This window comes from uncultured Abiotrophia sp. (assembly GCF_938010525.1).
Lineage (GTDB): Bacteria > Bacillota > Bacilli > Lactobacillales > Aerococcaceae > Abiotrophia.
Window position 1 is genome coordinate 21006 of record NZ_CALLVK010000021.1, and the last position, 21331, is coordinate 42336.

Here is a 21331-nt window from a genome sequence, read left to right on the forward strand (position 1 = left end):
CTCTCCTTTTCTGAGTCAATCAATTTAAGCTTGATAAAGTGGTAAGCCAGCAACGAGTTCTTTGACTTCTTGACGGATAGCCGCCAATTGGTCGTCAGAAGCTGTTAAGGTTTTGAGAATCAGACGGGCAACAGTCTGAGCTTGCGCTTCTTTCATGCCGCGCGTCGTAATAGCAGATGTCCCAATCCGAATACCACTTGGATCGATGAAGGAACGACTGTCGTTAGGAATCGAATTCTTGTTAACGGTAATCCCTACTTGATCCAGACGCTCTTGGGCCTCTTTCCCTGTCACACCCAGTGGTGTCACATCAAGATTGAAGAGGTGGTTATCCGTCCCACCAGATACGACACGCAGAGGACTTTCTAAGAAAACCTCCACCATGGCTTGAGCGTTCTTAATCACCTGCGCTGCATAAGTCTTGAAACTTGGTTGCAAGGCTTCCAAGAGGGCAACCGCCTTAGCGGCTACTACATGCTCCAGTGGCCCCCCTTGAATGCCTGGGAAAATAGCCATATTGAGTTGTTTAGCATACTGTGCCTTAGCTAAAATCAAGCCGCCACGAGGGCCCCGTAAGGTTTTATGGGTCGTCGTTGTTACCACATCCGCATAAGGCACTGGGTTAGGATGGAGACCTGCCGCAACTAAGCCAGCAATATGGGCCATATCCACAAAGTAGATAGCCCCTACTTTCTTAGCAATTTGACCAATACGTTCAAAGTCAATGGTCCGGGAATAAGCAGATGCCCCTGCAATAATCATCTTAGGTTTTACAGCCTCAGCCTGAGCTTCTAGCGCTTGATAATCAATCAATTCAGTAACAGGGTCTACACCATAAGCATGCATCTCATAAGACTGGCCAGAGAAATTAACAGGCGAACCATGAGTTAAGTGACCACCTTGTGACAAATCCATGCCCAAGACACGGTCGCCAACATTGAGGAAAGCTCGGTAAACAGCAAGGTTGGCAGATGAACCAGAGTGGGGTTGTACGTTGGCATATTCCGCACCAAAAAGTTCTTTCGCTCGATCAATCGCTGCTTGTTCAATGACATCAATGTATTCACAGCCACCATAATAGCGTCGGCCAGGATAGCCTTCAGCATACTTGTTGGTTAAGACACTTCCTTGTGCCTTAAGGACTGCAGGTGAAACAAAGTTCTCTGAGGCAATCAACTCGATTCCTTCTAATTGTCGCCGTTCTTCACGCTCGATGGTCTCAAAGACCAAGGCATCATGTAAACTTTCAGTCATAGGTAACCTCCTTGTGGTTGGCTCCTGCCAACCTATGTTCTGCCTTCTATTATAACATACTTGTAGCCGCTTTGTTCAAACGATTCATGTAGGCATGATATTTTTCTGATTCTAGCACTGCTTGAGCTAAAATCCAATCACAATCACTCGCTTCCAAAGCCCGCAGGCCGGCATATAGTTGACGGGTAGCACTGGCCGCATCATTAGGCTGACCTAAAGAGTAGGTCGCTACAACTGGACTTTGCTGACCTAAGGCTTGGATAATAGCATCATCTGCCAACAAACCGACGCTTCCTCCCTTAGCAACTAGCTTTGCATGAAGGTTGGCGAGACCTTCAGAAGACTCAAACAAAAACACAGCTTGTTTAGGGCTATAATGGCGATACTTAACGCCTGGTGATTGGAGCTGAGGAGCAGCTAATTGCTCTGCTACTGAAAATTCTTGAACCTTTGGACATACTTGCTTCAGCATGGACTGGGTGATAGCACCTGGCCGTAAAATGATTAAACGGTCTGACATAGGGCGGACCACCGTCGACTCCACTCCGATCTGGGCTTGATCCGTATCCCCAGCCACTACGCCAGCGATGACTCCATCAAAATCCTGCATGACATGGTCGACGCTTGTTGGACTAGGTTTGCCCGATAAGTTAGCGCTTGGCCCAACTAGCGGCGCCCCCACTAAGTCGATTAGACGTAAGGCTGAATGCTGGTTAGGCATACGAAAGGCAACCGTTTCTTGGCCATTATTAACGTTTGCCGGAAAGACACCTGCTTTGACAGGCAAAATAATGGTCAAAGGCCCCGGCCAAAAGCGCTCCATTAAATCCTTAGCCAATTTAGGCACCTCTGCCGCATAGTCCAAGACTTGTTGGGCATCCTTGACATGAACAATGAGTGGGTTATCACTAGGACGACCTTTAGCTTGAAAGACCTTAGCAACTGCTTGTTCCTTAGTCGCGATGGCGCCTAAACCATAAACTGTCTCGGTAGGAAAGGCGACTAGCTCACCTCTTCTTAAGAGAGCGGCCGCTTCATCCAATTCTCCCAAACGAAATTTCTGGGTTAACATTTTAGGCGGTCATCTCCTTTCATTCATTAATCTCTACTTGGACATAGCGATCATGCCCATTCAAATCCTTATGACAGCTAACCTTGGCTTGGGGGAAGGCTTGACTGAAAATAGCCGCAACCTCCTGCCCTTGCCGGAAACCAATCTCTAGAATCAAGCAAGCACATGGCTTGAGATAGGCCCTAATTTGATTAGCCAGTTGGCGATAAAAAGCCAAGCCCTCTTGCTCAGCAAACAAAGCCATAGACGGCTCATAGCGTTTAACTGACTCATCCATTAAATCTAATTCTGCCTCACTAATATAAGGTGGATTTGATACTACTAAATCATAAGCTCTATCTTGAGGCAAACCTTGACAGACATCCGTCACCAGCCAATCCACAGCGGCTTGAAGGCTTATGCCATTTTCTTTGGCAATAGCTAAGGCTTCAGGCGATAAATCACCCGCGGTCAATTGAAGTTGCGGATAACGCAAAGCCAAACTAATGGCTAGAATACCAGATCCCGTCCCTAAATCCAGAGCTTGACTAGCTTCTGGATGCTTTTCTAACCAGGAAGCCGCTAAATCTAAGATGCCAGCTGTATCTTCCCGTGGAATTAAGACAGCAGGTGTCACCTTAAAACGGCGACCATCAAAGTCTTCATAACCTAAAATATACTGCAAGGGCTCATGCCTCACTAGGCGTTCTAAAACCTCTTGAAAGGTCTCATAGACCTCCTGGTTAGGAGTCTGTTGAAGCTGTCTGACCAAATCAGTTAGAGTCCAATCAAAGACTCGCAGCCAATATGACTGGGCCAGACTTCCATCAAAACCTCTTTCTTCCAAAAAAACTGAAGCACTCTTGAGTACTTCAGCCAGGCTTGCATTAGATTTGAGGGCCATTGAGCTCCTCCAATTTTTGGGTTTGGTCGAAGAGGACTAACCCGTCGATAATTTCATCTAATTTCCCCGACATAATGGCATCGAGTTGTTGAATGGTTAAACCAATGCGGTGATCAGTTACCCGGTTTTGAGGGTAGTTATAGGTCCGAATACGCTCTGAACGGTCACCGGTACCGACAGCTAATTTACGGTTAGAATCATATTCTGCCTGGGCTTCTGATTGGAGCATATCATAGACACGGGCACGCAAGACCTTCATAGCCTTTTCCCGGTTCTTAAGTTGGCTCCGCTCATCTTGCATCGCAACGACCACCCCAGTTGGCAAGTGAGTCAAACGAACCGCTGAGGCAGTTTTGTTGACGTGCTGACCGCCGGCCCCACTAGCATGATAGATATCTACCCGGATATCAGCATCCTTGAGATCTAAGTCGACCTCTTCAGCTTCAGGCATCACGACTACAGTTGCGGTAGAGGTATGCACACGGCCTTGAGATTCTGTTTCCGGCACCCGTTGCACACGATGAGCTCCGTTCTCAAACTTAAGCTTGCTATAAACCTTATGCCCGGTAATCATGAGACTGACTTCCTTATACCCTCCGATACCAGTAATATTAGCGTCTAATACTTCTACCTTCCAACCTTGGCTGTCAGCGTATCGCGTATACATATTGAGAAGGTCACCAGCAAAGAGCTGGGCTTCGTCCCCACCCGCTGCACCACGGATTTCCATGATAATGTTTTTACCATCATTTGGATCTTCAGGTAACATCATAACCTTAATTTCTTCTTCCAAACGAGGTTTTTCAGCCTTCAATTCAGCCAATTCCATTTTAGCCAATTCAGCCATATCAGCGTCTAGGCCTTCGCCTAGCATCTCTTCAGTATCCTTAATTTCTTGTTGGACCTGCTTGTAGCGTTTAATTTTTGCTACCTTAGGACTCAGATCGGCTTCTTCAATGGTCAGTTCCCGCAAACGTTTGGAGTCTGAGATGACTTCGGGGTCACTGAGTAATTCGTGTAATTCCTCAAATCGAAAAATGAGGGCATCCAATTGTTCAAACATAGTGGTCTCCTTTACTTAATTATTCCAGGATTCTTGTAACAGCGACGACAAACGGGATAGTAGGACTCGTTGCCCCCGATTTGAATTTGTTCACCTTGATATACAGGCTTACCATCTGAAATCCGCAAATTCATTATGGCCTTGCGGTGGCAGAACCAACAGATGGTTTTGATTTCTTCAATCTTATCAGCATAGAGCAAGAGGTATTTTGATCCTTCAAAAAGTTCATTGGTGAAGTCATTTTTGAGGCCAAAGCACATGACTGGAATATCGAGTTCATCCACTACTCGCGCTAGCTGCAAAATGTGTTCTTTGCTGAGAAATTGCGATTCGTCAATTAAGATGCAATAACGCTTAGGTGTCAAGGCCTTAATGGTTTCGAATAGGTCCATGTCCTCCGTAATAGGCGTAGCTTGGCGTTGGAAACCTGCCCGACTATTGACAATTCCTACCTCAACACGCGTATCAATGGCACTGGTAAAGAGTTCAACCGGTTTATTTTGTTCTTCGTAGTTATGGGCAACCTTAATAATCTCAATCGATTTCCCACTATTCATGGCGCCATACTTAAAATAAAACTGTGCCACACTAAGCATCCTTTCTTGGGTATTTTTAAGCGCAAATTTCACTGTCCCAACTAGTAATGATAAGGGAAAAGCGCCTAATAGTCAATCAAAGAATCAGCAAATCTAGCTAGCTCAGCCAAGCTGAAATTCTAGCTTTCTGAACCTGTGATTTTTCCATAACAAAAGGGCAGGAACTTGAGTTCCTGCCTCTTCAAGCTTGACTATTTAACCGGTACTTTTTGAATCCAACCTTCTGGAGCTTCTACATCCCCGTATTGTATACCCACCAGTTCATCATAAAGACGTTTAGTGATTGGCCCCACTTCTGTCTCAGAATGGAAGACATACTTCTTATCACCTACTGTGATTGAGCCAACTGGGCTGATAACAGCAGCCGTCCCACAAGCACCAGCTTCTACGTATTGATCTAACTGATCAACATAAACATCGCCTTCTTCTACTTCCAAGCCCAAGCGTTCTTTGGCTAAGTATAAGAGTGAATACTTGGTAATAGATGGCAAAATAGAAGGAGATAATGGCGTAACAAATTTGTTATCCTTGGTAATCCCGAAGAAGTTAGCTGCCCCGACTTCCTCAATCTTAGTCTTGGTTGCTGGGTCTAAATAAATAGCATCAGCATAACCTTCTAATTTTGCCTTTTTGCCAGGATATAGACTAGCCGCGTAGTTACCTGCCACCTTAGCAGCACCAGTCCCTTGAGGTGCTGCCCGGTCATAGTCAGAGACCACGAATTTACTTGGAGTTAAGCCACCCTTGAAGTAGGCACCTACAGGAGATACATAAATTCCGAAGAGGTATTCATCTGCAGGTGAAACCCCAATTGATGCACCCAAGCCGATGAGGAAAGGCCGGATATAAAGTGTCGCACCTGATTCATAAGGTGGTACCCAATCCGCATTAGCTGCTACCACTTCTTTAACTGCTTCAACAAACCAATCCTCTGGGTAGGCTGGCATCAAGAGACGCTCAGCAGAACGGCGCATACGCGCCGCATTTTGATCAACACGGAAAAGGTTAATTTCACCAGATTTAGTGCGATAAGCCTTCAAACCTTCAAAACATGTTTGACCATAGTGTAAAACGTTAGCCGCTTCACTCATGGTAATGGTGGCATCTTCTGTAATGCCGCCCTTTTCCCAAGCACCATTACGGTAGTATGCACGGTAACGTTTGCCGGTATCGGTATAGCCGAAACCAAGATTATTCCAGTCCATTTGTTCTGGTGTTGTCATTGTCTATTCCTCCAATATAATAATGAGATTAGTTAGAACCTTTGAATACGAAAATTTCTTCATCATAGAGTTTCAAGACTTTGGTGAAGAGGAAGTGAACTAGGAAAGTTACCGCTGCTGGCACAGCCACCCAGATGAGGAGCATGAGCAAGAAGTTATTTCCTAAACTTGGTAAGGAAGCGATCGGACCAACCAAACCAACTAAACCAAAACCAGAGGTTTGTGGCGTCCCTGTCAAGTTAAAGACCGGAACCAAAACAGCTGTAATAGCTGAAGATAAGAGAAGCCCGGCTGACATAATAGGGTGAGTCAGATAGTTAGGCATCATCATTTTCATAGCACCTAAAGCAATTGCTGTTGGAACACCTGGCTTATTCTTCTTATGAGTTGCCCAGACTAAGTATAGAGCCGTAGTCCCGACCCCCATAGAGGCCGCCCCAGCTGATAGGCCGGATAATGAAATGGCTAAGCCGATTGCGACGGTTGAAATTGGGGTTAAGATTAAGATAGCAAAAGACATACAAATTAAGATACTCATTACGAATGGTTGATATTGTACGAAGGTTTCAATTACGTGACCAATCGTATCTGTCACTTGTTTAACATATGGAAGGAGCTTGTAACCAAGTAAACCGACTCCGGAACCTACCACAATTGGTAAGAGGATAATTTCTAAGGCACCAAAATGGTGGCCCACTAACTGGATGACAGCTACCGCAAGAGCTGCCGTTACCATAGCATTAATCAAATCTCCTGTCCCGGCAAGTTGGAAGATTTGGCCTGTCTTGTCACCGATGGTTGCTTCAACCGCTTTCCAAGCGCCAGACCCGATAAAGGTAGCCCCACCGACCGCAATCATCTGCATTGGCTTCATATTGAATTGATGTGCAATCAAGAACCCGGCCATAACAGGAATGAAGAACTGGAAGATGGTAATAATATTTAAGTAGTCCACTAAATATGGCTTAATAGCAGGGTAATTGCTCTGAAGGGCTGTGAGCGCCGCCTTCAAGACTGCATTAGGAATCAAAGCTACTACGATAGCAATGGCTGTCCCATTCAATACATTGTTTATAAAATTATAGGCAGACGATTTGGTCTTTTCATTCGTCATAGAGATACCTCTTTTCTTTTTAGGATGCCATAATTTTAACGTATTTCTAATCTTATTGCAAGGTAGTTTTTCATTTTTCTGAAAATAATCCTTAGATGCACAAACACAGAAGTCAAAGCTAGTAAATAGTTATCACGAACTTCTCATTTAATTACCTACATCCTGAGATTATGTTTGTGAAATTTCTTCAGAGGTCCGCCATCACCTCTTACTTAAGGCACAAGAAAAGAGACTAGGCAACTAGTCTCTCTTTAATCCTTTATAGCTGGCTTAGACTTTTGAAGCCTTCTTAGCTTCATGATTAGCAATAGCCAATGTCACCAAATGTTTTGCTAGACCTTCATTCCGTACTAGAAGCGGGCCGTGGAAATAGCTACCATAAGTATTGCGATAGTGCATACCCTCGGTTTTGTCTTGGCCATTGTTCCCATGACCGGTCACTACGCGACCAAGCGGTGCTTGATTGGGACCTAGTGTGGTCACCCCATTATGATTTTCAAAGCCATAATAAGTCACTTGATTGACTTCATCATAGATTTCAATATCCCCGATGAAGCGAGTGCCTTCTTGGCGTTCTGTCTTATGTGGAAAAATACCTAGGCATTCAATTTTCTGCCCTTCTGCTGTCATATAGTATTGACCCAAAAATTGGAAGCCACCACAAATGGCGAGTAAGACGCCATCCGATTCAATGTAACGTTCTAGTTCAGTCTTTAGACGACCAATATCGCGCGCAATAATGCCTTGCTCGTAATCCTGCCCACCACCAATAAAGACAATATCATAGTCATCCGCCTTAAAGTCATCACCTAAACTAACCAAATCGGTTTCTACTTGGTAACCGGCTTGTTTGGCATGGTATTGCAGCATGAGGAGATTCCCATTATCTCCATAGGTATTCAAGAGATTGCCATAGAGATGGCAGATTCGTAAAGTTTTCATTCAATCTAGCCCTCCCTTTCCTACTGCTTCAAATAGCCTTTGGCTACTAGTAATTTTCGTAAATCTAACATGGCGGTATAGGTAGCCAAGATATGAATATGTGGTGTCGAGCTCGCTTCAATAGCCGCAACAACCGCCTCAAGACTATCTAACTCATGGATGCGTTCTGAATCAAGTCCTGCTACCTCAAGACGCTTGGTCATATCCTTAACCCGCATCCCTGCCGTATAGACTTCTTGGATTGGAAAATCAACCATCTGTTCATAATGACCATCCCAAATCCAGCTGACGTCTGTCCCATCCGCATAGCGGTTATTGAGAATGGCCACTAAATTATAAGGTTCAGGATCTAATTTAATAAGCGCTAAGACCTGATCCAAGCCGACTGGATTCTTAACCAAGTTAAGAAGGACTTTCTTATCCCCTACTTGGAAAAACTCTTGCCGGCCGAATACCCGCTCTGCTTGCTTAAAGCCAGCTTCAATGGCCTCAGGAGATACACCAAATTCACGAGCCACACTATAGGCTGCTAAGGCATTATAGATATTATAGAGCCCTGCTACTGGAATAGCGTATTCATGTCCTTCAATAGCAAAACGCGAATGAGTCAGCGCTAATTCTTCCAGAGCCGTCACGCGATAACTTAAATCCGGACGTTTGAAGCCACAATGCGGGCAATAATATTTCCCTAAATTAGCATAGGTATTGCTGTGATAGCGAAGGATATGCTGACATTCTGGGCAGAGAATACCATCCGTATTATAGTGAGGCGTTACCTCATGGTCCTCTTCATGATCAAAACCGAAGTATACTCGAGGATTAGGCAAAGCCACTGAATTAAAGAGTGGTGAATCCCCATTGGCAATCACAGTTGCTTCTGGCACCTGCTTAGCAGCGTCTGCCATAAGTTTATAGATAGTATAGATTTCACCATAACGGTCCATTTGGTCCCGGAAAACGTTAGTGTGGACAAAAGCCTTAGGAGCCAGTGCCTTAACCACGTGTTTAAGAGAGCCCTCATCGACTTCCAGAACAGCTACACCTCGTTGCCCTTTAGGTAAGGCAGGTGCAGACAGGAAGGTAGATACAATTCCTTGCTTCATGTTAGAACCTGTTGGATTAGTCAGGATGTGGTCGTAAGACTGAGCTAAGGCGTGCACCGTTAGTGCTGTCGTTAAGGTCTTACCATTAGTACCAGTAATAATGACGACATCATAGTTCTTAGCTAAATCGGCTAGAAGATTTGGATCTAGGGCTAGAGCTAATTTACCAGGTAGGCTAGAACCTCCACTGGTAAAGGTCGTTAAGGCCCAGCGGGTTAAGCGACCAATACCAGTCGCTAGTTTACTTCGTAAGGTCATAAAGAGACTCCTTCAACTTCAAAATTTTGGCTTCATTAAGATAATAAATAGGCCTGCAGAGGGACCTAATAAGACAAGCGCATCATAGAATTTGAGACGCAAAACTCATTTTCTATTTTATCCCCCTAGCCAGCAAAAAGCAAGGACTGAGGCCCCTGCTTTATCTAACTATCTAGCTTAAAATGGCCAGTCAATCGAGCGCCACCAATCACCCACACCACGCACAGCTTCCTTGGTGGTGAAGACAATGTCGTCCCATAGGTTACCCGCATTTTGGTTAACCCATTTAGCGCCCTGATCAATTGTTTCTCCAACGTTATAGTGCTGAAGCGCATCAGCAACTGGATTGGTGTCGGTCGTCATTTGCGAAGCCATTTCCAAACCAAAAGAGGTCTGTGGCGATGCCGACATGAGATTAGTAGTCTGAATAGAGAAGAGCTGGCGCATACCATTAGGCATTAAATCATCCAGTGATTGCTCCCCAGACTTATCTAAGCCTACCCAAGAAGCAATAACAAAATCTGGTGTATAGCCAATCATCCATTTATCACGAGTTGCCATGTTGCCGTCCGATACTTCCGTTGACCCTGTTTTACCCGCGATTTGACCAAAACTAGGTCCGGCACCATAACCGGTCCCATTACCGCCATAAGTTTCCAACATCATGCTGGTCATGTCGGCTGCTACTCGTGGTGTCATGACCATATATTTAGTTGGGCGAGTATTTTGATAGATAATATGGCCACTGGCGTCTTTAATTTGACGAATTAAGTAGCTATCATTACGAATCCCTTTGTTGGCAAAGGCTGCATAGGCACTAGCCATCTGCAAAGGCGATACCCCTTGGCTGAGGGCGCCTAAGGCCAAGGTGAGTTGTTGGTCTTGAGCTTGAATCTTGAGACCAAATTGATCTAACTTTTGCACTGACTTGCCTACTCCTAACTGATCCATCAAGTAGACAGCTGAAGTGTTTTTACTTTGGGCCAAGGCATAATAGAGTGAGACTTGACCAGATGGATCAGTCTGACGATCATAGTTCTCCGGTGCGTAATGGTTGTTACCATAGGATCTTACCTGGTCAGGCACCTGACTATTAATTTTATAACCCGCTTCCAGAGCAGGTTCATAGACCGCCAGTGGCTTGATTGTAGAACCCGGCGAGCGTCTCATGTCAGTTGCCCGGTTAAAACCACGGTGAACGTAATCACCTCGACCACCGTAGATGGCCATCACACCACCTGTGGAAGGCTCTACCACAACTGAAGCACTCTGTACTAATGGAGTTCCCGTATTATCATCTGGGAAAATCCCCTGCACTTGATAGGCTGAATCCAAGGCATTTTGATATTCAGGATTCAGGTAGGTATAAATCTTATAGCCCTTAGCCAGCAAGTCCGCTTCAGGAATTCCTGTTTCAGCTACCGCCTCATCTAACACCGCATCGAAATAGGCCGGATATTGGTCCTGCTCCTTAGCCACATAGGCATCATGAAGTTCAATACCTGAAGATTTAATTGACTGTGCCGTTTGACTATCAATCACTGACTCCTGTTCCAAGAGACCAATTACTACGTTACGACGTTCGATTGCCGCCTCGTAGTCATCAATAGGGTTAAAAAGCGATGGCCCTTTGAGAATACCTGTCAGAACCGCTGCCTCATTCCAAGACAGGGTAGCTGCCGAGTGACCAAAATAACGTTGCGAGGCATCTTCGACACCCCAGACTCCATTACCAAAGTAGGCATGATTGAGATACATCTCTAGAATCTGGTCCTTACTAAATTGTTTTTCGACTTCAAGGGCCAGGAAAAATTCCTTGAGCTTACGTTGTAGCGTCTGGTCTAAGGTCAAGAAGGCATTCTTAACCAGTTGCTGGGTCAAGGTTGAGCCGCCCCCGCCAGAAGTATTGCGATTGATTACAAATCGCACTAGGGCCCGCCCTATCCCTTGGGCATCAAAACCGCTATGCTGATAGAATCGCTTGTCTTCCGTTGCCACCACCGCTTCACGTATAGTAGTAGACATCTGGTCTAGATTTATATAGGTTCCCTTCTGGGCACTCAGTGTCCCAGCTTCTTGGTCATTCTTATCATAAATGGTTGTAACCGTCTTGAGTGCATCTTGTAGCATAGCCACATTGGTCGTCTTAGCGATAAAAACCAGGTAGGTCGACATAACTAGCGTGATTGACATGCCGATAAGGATTAACCATTTCCAGCCACGGTAATACCGCCAGATGCCTTTGAAACCATGCCAAAGACGGCTTCTAAAACTTGCTTGACTGGCCATTATGATCACCTCATTACTTCATTCATGACCCTTATTATACTGGAAAATTACGAATTTCTTATGAATTTTGACTGCTAAGCGTGAAAATTTAAGTATTTCTTAGAAAACGGCTAATAAAAAAACAGCACCTGAAACCAGGTGCTGAATATCTAATTCTTAATCTACCATTGCCTTGATGTGGTAGAGTCGACTTGCATAGTCACCCTCCAATTGCGGAAAGACATAGAATCCTACTTGCATCAGTTCTGCCCCAGTAGCGACAAATTCCTGCTCCTCTGACTTCACTTGATAGCGCCTTTCTGGGCGCAAGTCCTGTAACTTAAGCACCTGCAAAGGCATGGCAGCTTGAGTTAGAGTCTGAGCTAACAAGACCATTGCCTGATCTTGCTCTGGACTAACCACCATCCAGGCTGTCAGGTTATCCTGGAAAGGACTTAGCAGGCGACTAAAGCGACCAAACTGAAAGAGAGCACGATGTCGCTTGTAGAAGTTCACTTGTTGTCGAATGCTTTCAAGTTCTTCTTTTGGCAGTTTGGCTAAATCGAGCTCATAACCAAAGTCACCAAAGTAGGCGACCTGAGCTCGAGTCGCGAGAGGCGTCACACGGTGTGTTTGATGGTTAGGCACTGCGGATACATGAGCTCCCATGGTGTGCTGCGGCACCATCATGGAGGTCCCATACTGAATCTTCAGGCGCTCTACAGCATCCGTGTTATCCGAAGTCCAGGTTTGTGGCATATAGGCGAGAATACCTAAGTCAAAACGACCTCCCCCACCTGAACAACTTTCGAATAGAATGTGAGGATAGGTCTTAGTCAACCGTTCCATGAGATCATAGACACCCAAAGTATAACGATGAGCTACCTGTCCCTGAGCTTGACCCGGTAAATGTAGAGCATAGACTTCAGTAAGATGACGGTTCATATCCCACTTGATATAGTCAATCGGTACTTGATCCAGGATTTTGCTAATCTGTTGGAAGAGGTTATCTCGGACATCTGGATTGGCCATATTCAAGACTAACTGCTGACGACCAGGTGTCAAACTTCGACCGGGTGTCTGGATGGCCCACTCAGGATGCTCTCGAAAGAGATTACTATTTTCTGAAATCATCTCAGGTTCAAACCAGAGTCCAAACTTCATCCCTTTTCCATGGACATAATCCGATAGACCTACCAAACCCTGTGGCAATTTACTTTTCTGTTCAAACCAATCACCCAGCGAACTATTATCATGGTTGCGTTGCCCAAACCAACCATCATCTAGGACGAAGAGCTCAATCCCAAGATTAGCTGCTTGGTCAATCAAGGCATGCAATCTAGGTTGATCAAAATCAAAATAGGTTGCCTCCCAGTTATTTATGAGAATCGGCCTTTCTACACCTCGGAAGCGGCTCGGAATCAAATGCTGACTGACAAAATCATGGTAAGCTTGGGATAAGCCATTCAAGCCACGATTACTATAAGCCAAGACAACCTGTGGAGTTTGGAAGCTTTCCCCAGGAGCCAACTCCCAATCCAATCCTAGCGATTGTATGCCTGCCTGAAGTCGAATTTGATCATAGGAGTCCATCTGAACAGACATTTCAAAGCTACCACTGTAAATGAGTTGGGCACCCAAAGCCTGACCTAAGTGTTCAGTCGTCTCAGGCGCTACGATAGCCATATAAGGACTCTGGTGGTGGCTGCTCGTTCCTCGTTTACTATCTAGAACTTTAATACCATGGTGGATGGCTTCACGCTCCACGAATCGCTCCCGAGCCCAGGTACCGTTTAAGTGAATAAGTTCTGCTTGCCGTGGCGACAAATCCAATTGAAAACTGGAAATTTTCTCAATCCGACTTGTCTCACTTCCCTTATTGTGAAGAATAGCTGACCTCACCACTACTGCCTGCCCCTCAAAAATCGTATAGAACAAGACCAGTTCTAGCGATTTAAGTGCATCTTTTAGATAGAGTTTGAGAGTAACCGCCTCTTGCCCCTCATCTACTTTCGCATGAGGGAGGCCTTCCAAGGTTGGACTGCCCGCCACAATTTCATGACGGTCATACCGAAAATCACTGACTGTGGAGCCATCAGCATGACGTAAGACTAAGGCCGGGTGCCGGAAATCCCCACGATTATATTGACTATACTCATAAAGCAAATTCCCAACCGAGAAATCACGTACATCTGCTCCAAATTCGACCGACTCCACTTCAAAATCGCGATGAATCCGTGGATAAGTCGCTATGCCACTGTATTGTTCCAAGCGTGGCCCAAAATAGAGATGAGTAACATAACCAAAACCTTCCAACTTAATTAGATATGACACCTTCTGGTTGCGTAAGTGGAAGACTTGTTGACTGCTATCGAAAATAACTTCCATTGTATATGTGCTCCTTTCAAAAAATGAGTTTCTACAGTTGCCTAATCCCAAGAATAATTGATAAGTAAGTCCTTGTCATAATGAACTTTGTTTAAGCTAACTATAACATGTCATTCCAAGCCATCGAATAGTCATATGTCACTTTCTTTATTCGTTTTTAAGACATACGATAATTTTTGAGTATATAATAGCGCTTTGGCGAATATAAAGTTTGACTAATCATTAAAGCGTTTACTATAATTGAGAAAAGGAGGATCCCTATGAGCCAAGCAGAATTCTATGTCTTCCACAACAAAACGTCTATTGAACTTTATCCTATTCAATTTGGTCGCGAGGCTTGCGCCCCCTTGCATCGCATGGGGCCCACGCAAACCCATAACTATCTCTTCCACTACATTTTATCTGGCCAAGGGCGCTTTTCACTGGTAGGCCAGAAGGCACAAACGCTCTCTGCGGGGCAGGGTTTTTTAATGACACCTGACTGCATTTGTGCCTATGAAGCGGATGAATCCGACCCTTGGACCTATTGTTGGATTGAGTTTAATGGGCTAAAAGCTAAGCACTTCTTACAGGAAGCGGGCTTTAATACTTCTAATTATCTCTTTAAACCTAAGCAGCAGTCTGTGCAAGATAACATCATGGCACCCCTCATGCAACTGATTAATAACCCTAAGCAACATGAGTCTTTCTTAATTGGCCAACTCTACCTAGTCATGGATGCCCTGATTCGTTATTCTAACCACACCCAACTCATACCCCAAAATGATGTTCACAACTTTTATATTCGCGAGGCCATTCGCTTTATTCAAGATCATTTTGCTGAGTCCATTTCAATCGATGACATCGCTCAGCATTGCAATCTGAATCGCAATTACTTCAGCAAATTATTCAAACAGGAAATGGGTTTAACTCCTTCTCAATTCATTCTTAACTACCGCATGAATATTGCCTGCCAACTCCTGACTAATCGTGAACTATCCATCCAATCTATTGCCCAACAAGTCGGTTATGCCAACCAATTCAACTTTTCTGCTGCCTTTAAACGAGTCAAAAGTTTGGCTCCCTACGATTGGCGCAAGCTCTATGCCTAAAGAAAAAAGCCCGGTTTCCCGGGCTTTTGTTTTACTTATATTTTTCTTCAAGCTGAGCCATCCACCAACCCATTCCTGTCCCCAAAAGCAGGGTGAGGAAACAGAGCAGGTATTGGAGCAAGCCAAAGCCAGTGTAGTCTCTTGGAATAATCTCAATCGTTGAAGCAAGGACAATCCCAAAAATAAAATGAAAGAAGACACTGTAATGACTGCGGAAAATACGCTCAATCAGCTTAGAAAGCAAGATAATGGTCGCCAAGCCACCCAAGCCAATTGGAATCAGAACGGCTAAATCTAACTGCTTAAATCCTGTCGCCATTTTTTCATAGAGTCCCATATAAAGTATAAAGTTAGATGGGCTAAGGCCAGGCACTAGAATCCCTAAAGCAATCAGCGCCCCCGAGATAAACCAAGAAATGAAGTTAGCCTCGACTTGGCCATTAAAGAGATGGCTACCAAACTGTAAAAGCACAATCCCAAAGATAAAAGATCCAGCTAGCACCCACAAGTCCTTATGGCTACGCCCTTCTTTACCAGCTTCCCGCCATAAAGCAGGTGCGGATCCTAGGATACAGCCGACAAAGAACCAAGAAACGATGGTAGCATAGTTAGCTAATAGGTAGCTGACCCCAAAGGAGAAGAGGACAATCCCGAAAAGCGCCCCCAATCCTACCGGAATAAAATAGAGGATATTTTCTTTGAAGTTCTTAGTTAGGTTGGCCAAGAACCCAATAATGCGTTCATAAATCCCAAAAATAGCAGCTAAGGCCCCGCCACTAACCCCTGGCACAATAAAGCCAGAGCCAATCAGTATCCCTACCAAAAAGCGATAGAGAAAAGGTTGTTGTTTTTCTTCTTGATGTTCCACCAAATGGAAACCCTCCTTATACAATCTGTCATTTCAGGCCTGGGCCTGAAACCCCTGTTCTCTAGTCTAGCGTTAATTGTCTCAGAATGCAAGGCTGGGGCTAAGTTTATCGGATATTTTCTTAAGGCTAGAAATGACTTCTTGACACTTATAAACAAAAAGTAGGTAGCCATAAAGCTACCTATTTCTTATTTTTTCAAGATATCTGTCAACTCAATCTGACGTTGACAATGAGCCAAACTTTCCCCTGTGACAATGACTTGCCCTTCTAAATCCAGAGGATTACGTCCCATTGGATTAAAGAGAGCAAAACCCCAGTCAGTCCGTAACATGTATTGGGTCATGACCTGGTCAGCATTTAAGGCTTCAAGAGGTAAGGCGATGGCCGCATCAGCTAAAGGTACTAGACTAGGCAGAGGTAATCCGACTACTGAGCGCACCATGGCTTCATAACATGACAAGGACATGGCACCTAGGGTAAACATAGCAGCGTCCTTAGCGCCTATCTCAACACTATTAATATAGACCACGCCAGCAGAAGTCACCAGAAAATCAATGGTCATACAGCCCACTAAGGCTAAAGTCTCGACTAAATAGCGCCCCAAACGTCGGATTTCTCGCTCAACTTCTTCATGGAGCTTGACAGGGTAACGGACCTGTGTACCACTCACTGCACTAGATTGAACTTGTTCAAATGGTGGATATACCAGGAGTTCCCCTCGTTCGTTCCGAACCACCGACAAGGAGACTACTTTTTCGCTAGGAATCCAAGCCTCTAGTATACAGGTTCCCAAGGCAATTTTGTCTTGAGCAGCTTCATAGTCAGCCTCGCTGTAAAGAATGAGATGGCTGCTCACAGCTTCAATGTGCCGTTGGGTATATTTGAGATAGCAAGGGAAGCCGATAAACTCCACTGCTTCCTTGACATCTTCTAGCGAAGTCACCATAGCAAAAGGCGCCACCAAGCAACGTTTCTCATCTAGATAGGCCTTCTCAATCAGACGATCTGTGGCAATAGCTCGCAAGTCTTCCGATAGCGTAACATCTGTAATGTCCGCTAAAACCTTGAAAGCTAAGTTAGACAAGAGCCCCGGCTCTACAATGACAGTGTCAATCCGCCCAGCGAAAAATCGTAAAGTTGCTTCATCATAGGCTTCGGCCACTGTCTGCCAACTAGCAAATTGACGCACCAAATTATCTGGATTTAGAACTAGGCTTGCTACACGGTAGCCTAATTTCCCTGCCGCCTGAGCCAGAAGGGCAGCATGAATGCTAGAACCAATTATCCCTACTGTTTCACCTGGATAGTGTTTTTCTGGCACAGTGCCACCTCCTTTATCTCATTCACACCTTACTAGTGTACCATACTTTATTACTGAAACCTACACAATTTTAAAATTATTGATCATATTGAGTTAGTTGCCATTCTTCAATCATTGCAATTAATTTATCAGCATAATCTGGGTCCGTCGCATAACCTGACGACTGTAAACCGCGAGCCTGAGATTGATAGTCCTTGGCCTCTAAGACCGCTTGATACTGCTTAGAATTCCAAGTTGTACCGTAAAAAATTAGTTCCGCGTGTTTAATTAGAGAGTCTTCCCAAGATTTGTAGACCTTAAAACGATCGACGATGGTCACCCACTCATTATTAACAAATTCCTTGGTCTCCAAATCCACCCCATCTGGATCTCCAGCTTCAGCTTTAACACCGAATAGATTATAGTAATTAGCGGCCAGTTGGCTCTGACCAAAATCCGACTCAACCATAGCTTGGGCCAAGGAAACACTAGCCAGAACGCCATACTGCTTCTGCAAACGTTGCGCAGTAGGAACTAATTTCTGAACAAATGATTCCCGATTAAGGTGTTGCACTTGATGATTATTCTCCGGCTGACCACCACGGTCTTGGATTACTTGGTAAGTTAAAAATAAAATCAAAGTAAGTCCAATAGCTAGTAGAGTCCCCTTGCCCAATTTCTGATAAAGGGCTAAACGAAACTTCCGCCAGCGAGTTTTGAGTTTTTTCCAGTTCCAGCCACTACTTGCTTTTTTCTTCCTGGCATAGTAGCTTTTACCTTTTTTGGCCATGGGTCACCTCCTTGTTCTATTTCTTATTTTGATATCTCTTAGAGCTCACCATTCAATTGGTTATCAAACCATTCCAAGAGTTTAATCTCATCGCCTTCAATTTGTTGGCGAATAATGCCTGGTAACCGTAATTCTAAGACATCACTATAACCCCAGATATGATAATCGGTAATTACTTGTAAAATCATCATATTAGATTTGCGATTTGAGCTTTCCTCATTAGGTTCGCTGTGGTGCCACTCCATACGGGCCATACCTTGATGAATCCAACGGCGGGCAATCTGATACTTGAGGTACTGATATTCTTTAACTGGATTGGCCATCACATCACTCAGACGTTCTGCATTACGAACGACTTTTTGAACGAGCATCCATTCGTAATCAGTGAAGAGAGTCGACAGGATTTTGACATTCTCATATTTAAGACCTTGCTCCCCTTTTTTGAAGCGGTCCCAGCTCTGGGGACTGATACCGAGTTTATCTGTATAAAAGGCCTTTTCAGTTACATATTTTTCTTTGACAGCATTAAGTACAATACTGATAAGGGCTTGGTTCATTTATATCACCTCATTGATAGATTACTTTCTTCCATTATACACCTTTTAGGTGAACTATCAAATGGTTTGTCCCCAAGTTCTTTTTTTGGTACACTTAAGCCTAAGAACGCCTACAAAGGAATATAAGCTGTATGAAACTAAATTTCGACCTCAAAGCCTTTAAAGTTGGAATGAGGACCTTTAAGACCATGATTGCGGTCGGCTTAACTATTACCCTCTTCGAACTTTTACACCGCCAACCTGCTGTCTTAGCGGCAATCGCTGCCGTTTTTACCCTGAGAACTGAACACGAGACCTCTGTTAAATTTGGCCGTATTAGACTTTTTGGCAATACCCTCGGCGTCATCATCGCCATCTTATTGACCCAGATTGCCCTTTGGATGAATCTCCCCTTACCTATCTATCGTGTATTAGGTGCAAGTTTGGGAATTCTCTTAATCATCGTCTTCTGCAATGCCTTCAACCACCCAGCTAGCGTCATCAATTCTAGTGCAACATTCTTTGTCGTTTTCCTTAATACACCTAAAGAGCACCTCCTAGATTATGGTGCCAATCGTATTTTGGATGCTATCATTGGTTCTGCCATTGCCATTCTAGTTAATCGTTTACTACCAAATCCTCAAGCTAAGAAACAGGGTTAGTAGTTTGTCGAGTCAATATATAAAAAAAGCTGAGACAGGAATATTCGTCTCAGCTCTTTCTTTTATATTAATAATATAGCCAGGTTCCACGGTTAGTGTCCCAATACCATCGTCCTTGACGTGGAGTAGAATCGAGGACACCGTCACCATCATCATCGAAGTAATCGAAAACAGGTGCAGGTTCTACGTTAGGGTTGTTAAGTTCAGACTGAGAAGGCAACTCAGGAGTAGATGAGTTGCTCGCTGCTGATGATTCACTACTTGAAGCACTTGATTCAGTTGCGTTAGTTTGGCCTTGGGCAAACTCCACTAAGGTCTTCACGATTGAAGCCACATTAGTATTCGCAGTTTCTCCATCGCCAGGTGCACCGAGAACTACAACAATCACGGATTTCCCGTTCATCTCAATAATTGCCGCATAATGGTGCATACTCCCCACTTGATCAGGTGTCGTCATTTCATAACGACGTGTCACATCTTTCAGGTCTGTTGGGAACTTGGTGGAAACCGGAGTCTTAAGAACGGCTTCTTTAAGCGCTGCACTCACCTTATCATTAACTAACTTATCTTGGGCAAGCTGATTCAACAAATTAGCCAAGTCATAGGCACTTGTGGTCACACCTGTAATATCACCTGCCTCATTCAAGGCTAGATTAGCACTAATCTTTGTTGAATAGTAGCCTTGGCTATTAAGCCAGAGATTCAATTCATTTGCGCCACCTACTTGTTGAATTAAGTAGTTCATGGCTGTTGCATCTTGGGCTACCACTACTGCATCAATTAATTCTTGGATAGTAATCTTCGAGCCAATAGCGTGCGTTGCCATAGCTGTCTCTCCCGTCCCTACACGGAGAGCTTCTTGAATTTCAACTTCAGTTGTTAGTTCGAACTTTTTCTCATCAATCAATTGATAGGTCCGCGCTAATACAAACCATGCAAAAAGGTTAGATGCGTCACTAGACTTAGTACTTGATAAGTAAGGAGCTTTGCTACCGACTTCTTGAAGAGCCACGACTTGTTTACCATCGGACTTGAACACTGCCTCTAAAGCTTTCACTTGATCTTGACTCAGACCTAAATCCGGTGTTTGATATTCAAGTTGTTCGGCGTAGTTAAGGCTGTCCGCCTTGATGGCCAAGGACACCTTACTACCAGCTGCTTTAGTAATTTGATAGCTTGGGTCCACATAACGTAAGACTAAATTGTTAGCTTCCTTGACTAAAGAGTAGTCTGTTAAGTCGCTACCATCTACGGAAAATTTGAATGTATCACGGGTCAAATTCTCTAGTGGTTGCTCAAAAGTCAGAGTGACCGTCACAAAAGGATAGGCAGAAAGATCTGCTTGTTTACTTTTGGCTTGAAGGCTTGGTGTACTACTTGATTCTTCCTTGCTGGACTCCTGCGCTACTTGGCTAGAGCTTGATGATGTTGGTGTTTCAGTATTTTGATTTCCCCATTTAATCCCTACGGCATTCAAGGCTTGTGGTAAGTACTTAGGCAACTCCGGACCATATAGGAAAGCCAAGAATAAAAGAATTAAAACAAGCACCATCTGTAGAATACTAAAAATAACTCGCATAAAACCACGACGACGTTTTGGTTTAAATTCAGGAACTAATTCTTCCTCATCATCTTGGGATGAAAAATCAAAATTCTGAATTTCTTGGGTATTACGCCACGCTTCATACTCCGTTGTCTGGTGTAAATCATCATGAGGCAGAACTGTGTTCGAATCGAATGCTTCATCATTCTCATAATGTGGTTCCCTCACCACTTTTTTATCCGCAAATGAATAACCACAACGGGCACAGTGTGTCTTACTTCTGACTGGCTTGCCACAGTTTGGACATTGCATATCTTAAATCCCTCCTCTAATTAGGTTGCTACCTATTCCCTACAATTCTATCATAGAATAGCTA

General features: G+C 44.3%; 18 protein-coding genes. 2 read left to right on the forward strand and 16 right to left on the reverse strand.

Translation table 11 applies throughout. The features are described from left to right. Nucleotides 1-24: 24 nt before the first annotated feature. The 11 genes from glyA to Q0339_RS04825 all read right to left on the reverse strand — a co-directional run bounded on the left by glyA (nt 25) and on the right by Q0339_RS04825 (nt 14164). The gene (glyA, locus tag Q0339_RS04775; RefSeq protein WP_298077680.1) at nt 25-1254 is read right to left on the reverse strand and encodes a serine hydroxymethyltransferase; all 1230 of its coding nucleotides are present in this window, start codon (nt 1252-1254) and stop codon (nt 25-27) included. Between the two features lie 49 nt (nt 1255-1303). Beyond that, nucleotides 1304-2326: an L-threonylcarbamoyladenylate synthase gene (locus tag Q0339_RS04780; protein ID WP_298077682.1), complete on the reverse strand. Its 1023-nt coding sequence runs from the start codon at nt 2324-2326 to the stop codon at nt 1304-1306. A gap of 19 nt (nt 2327-2345) precedes the next feature. Next, nucleotides 2346-3209 (reverse strand): peptide chain release factor N(5)-glutamine methyltransferase, encoded by an 864-nt coding sequence (gene prmC, locus Q0339_RS04785; RefSeq protein ID WP_298077683.1) that lies wholly within the window; start codon nt 3207-3209, stop codon nt 2346-2348. Next, on the reverse strand, nt 3193-4272 hold the full coding sequence (gene prfA / locus Q0339_RS04790) for a peptide chain release factor 1 (RefSeq protein WP_023391099.1): 1080 nt from the start codon (nt 4270-4272) through the stop codon (nt 3193-3195). The genes prmC and prfA overlap by 17 nt, the downstream gene beginning before the upstream one ends. A gap of 11 nt (nt 4273-4283) precedes the next feature. Further along, nucleotides 4284-4859, reverse strand: coding sequence for a thymidine kinase (locus tag Q0339_RS04795; RefSeq protein WP_298077685.1), 576 nt, complete (start codon nt 4857-4859; stop codon nt 4284-4286). 200 nt (nt 4860-5059) lie between these two features. Beyond that, nucleotides 5060-6091: a branched-chain amino acid aminotransferase gene (locus tag Q0339_RS04800; RefSeq protein WP_298077686.1), complete on the reverse strand. Its 1032-nt coding sequence runs from the start codon at nt 6089-6091 to the stop codon at nt 5060-5062. Between the two features lie 28 nt (nt 6092-6119). After that, nucleotides 6120-7211 carry a PTS sugar transporter subunit IIC gene (locus Q0339_RS04805; RefSeq protein ID WP_298077926.1) on the reverse strand — a complete coding sequence of 364 codons (1092 nt, stop codon included), beginning with the start codon at nt 7209-7211 and terminating at the stop codon, nt 6120-6122. A 264-nt stretch (nt 7212-7475) separates the two neighbouring features. Beyond that, on the reverse strand, nt 7476-8147 hold the full coding sequence (locus Q0339_RS04810) for an adenosylcobyric acid synthase (RefSeq protein ID WP_298077687.1): 672 nt from the start codon (nt 8145-8147) through the stop codon (nt 7476-7478). Nucleotides 8148-8167: 20 nt separating this feature from the next. Further along, complete coding sequence (locus tag Q0339_RS04815; RefSeq protein WP_298077688.1) at nt 8168-9508, reverse strand: Mur ligase family protein; 1341 nt, start codon at nt 9506-9508, stop codon at nt 8168-8170. Nucleotides 9509-9685: 177 nt separating this feature from the next. Further along, a complete protein-coding gene (locus Q0339_RS04820) occupies nt 9686-11797 on the reverse strand; it encodes a PBP1A family penicillin-binding protein (RefSeq protein ID WP_298077690.1) in 2112 nt (703 codons plus the stop codon). A 156-nt stretch (nt 11798-11953) separates the two neighbouring features. Further along, a complete protein-coding gene (locus tag Q0339_RS04825; RefSeq protein WP_298077691.1) occupies nt 11954-14164 on the reverse strand; it encodes an alpha-galactosidase in 2211 nt (736 codons plus the stop codon). A 260-nt stretch (nt 14165-14424) separates the two neighbouring features. Between Q0339_RS04825 and Q0339_RS04830 the strand changes: the two genes are divergently transcribed. Then, a complete protein-coding gene (locus tag Q0339_RS04830; RefSeq protein WP_298077692.1) occupies nt 14425-15255 on the forward strand; it encodes an AraC family transcriptional regulator in 831 nt (276 codons plus the stop codon). Nucleotides 15256-15286: 31 nt separating this feature from the next. Here Q0339_RS04830 and Q0339_RS04835 read toward each other — a convergent pair whose 3' ends face one another. From Q0339_RS04835 to Q0339_RS04850, 4 genes are all read right to left on the reverse strand, one after another. Next, nucleotides 15287-16123 (reverse strand): DUF368 domain-containing protein, encoded by an 837-nt coding sequence (locus Q0339_RS04835; protein WP_298077927.1) that lies wholly within the window; start codon nt 16121-16123, stop codon nt 15287-15289. A 188-nt stretch (nt 16124-16311) separates the two neighbouring features. Then, nucleotides 16312-17445 carry an ATP-grasp domain-containing protein gene (locus tag Q0339_RS04840; RefSeq protein WP_298077694.1) on the reverse strand — a complete coding sequence of 378 codons (1134 nt, stop codon included), beginning with the start codon at nt 17443-17445 and terminating at the stop codon, nt 16312-16314. 76 nt (nt 17446-17521) lie between these two features. After that, on the reverse strand, nt 17522-18214 hold the full coding sequence (locus Q0339_RS04845) for a glycoside hydrolase family 73 protein (RefSeq protein WP_298077695.1): 693 nt from the start codon (nt 18212-18214) through the stop codon (nt 17522-17524). 38 nt (nt 18215-18252) lie between these two features. Next, nucleotides 18253-18771 (reverse strand): hypothetical protein, encoded by a 519-nt coding sequence (locus tag Q0339_RS04850; RefSeq protein ID WP_298077697.1) that lies wholly within the window; start codon nt 18769-18771, stop codon nt 18253-18255. A gap of 170 nt (nt 18772-18941) precedes the next feature. Between Q0339_RS04850 and Q0339_RS04855 the strand changes: the two genes are divergently transcribed. Beyond that, on the forward strand, nt 18942-19412 hold the full coding sequence (locus Q0339_RS04855; RefSeq protein ID WP_298077698.1) for an aromatic acid exporter family protein: 471 nt from the start codon (nt 18942-18944) through the stop codon (nt 19410-19412). Between the two features lie 67 nt (nt 19413-19479). Here Q0339_RS04855 and Q0339_RS04860 read toward each other — a convergent pair whose 3' ends face one another. Continuing rightward, nucleotides 19480-21267: a serine hydrolase gene (locus Q0339_RS04860; RefSeq protein WP_298077699.1), complete on the reverse strand. Its 1788-nt coding sequence runs from the start codon at nt 21265-21267 to the stop codon at nt 19480-19482. Between the last annotated feature and the right edge of the window lie 64 nt (nt 21268-21331).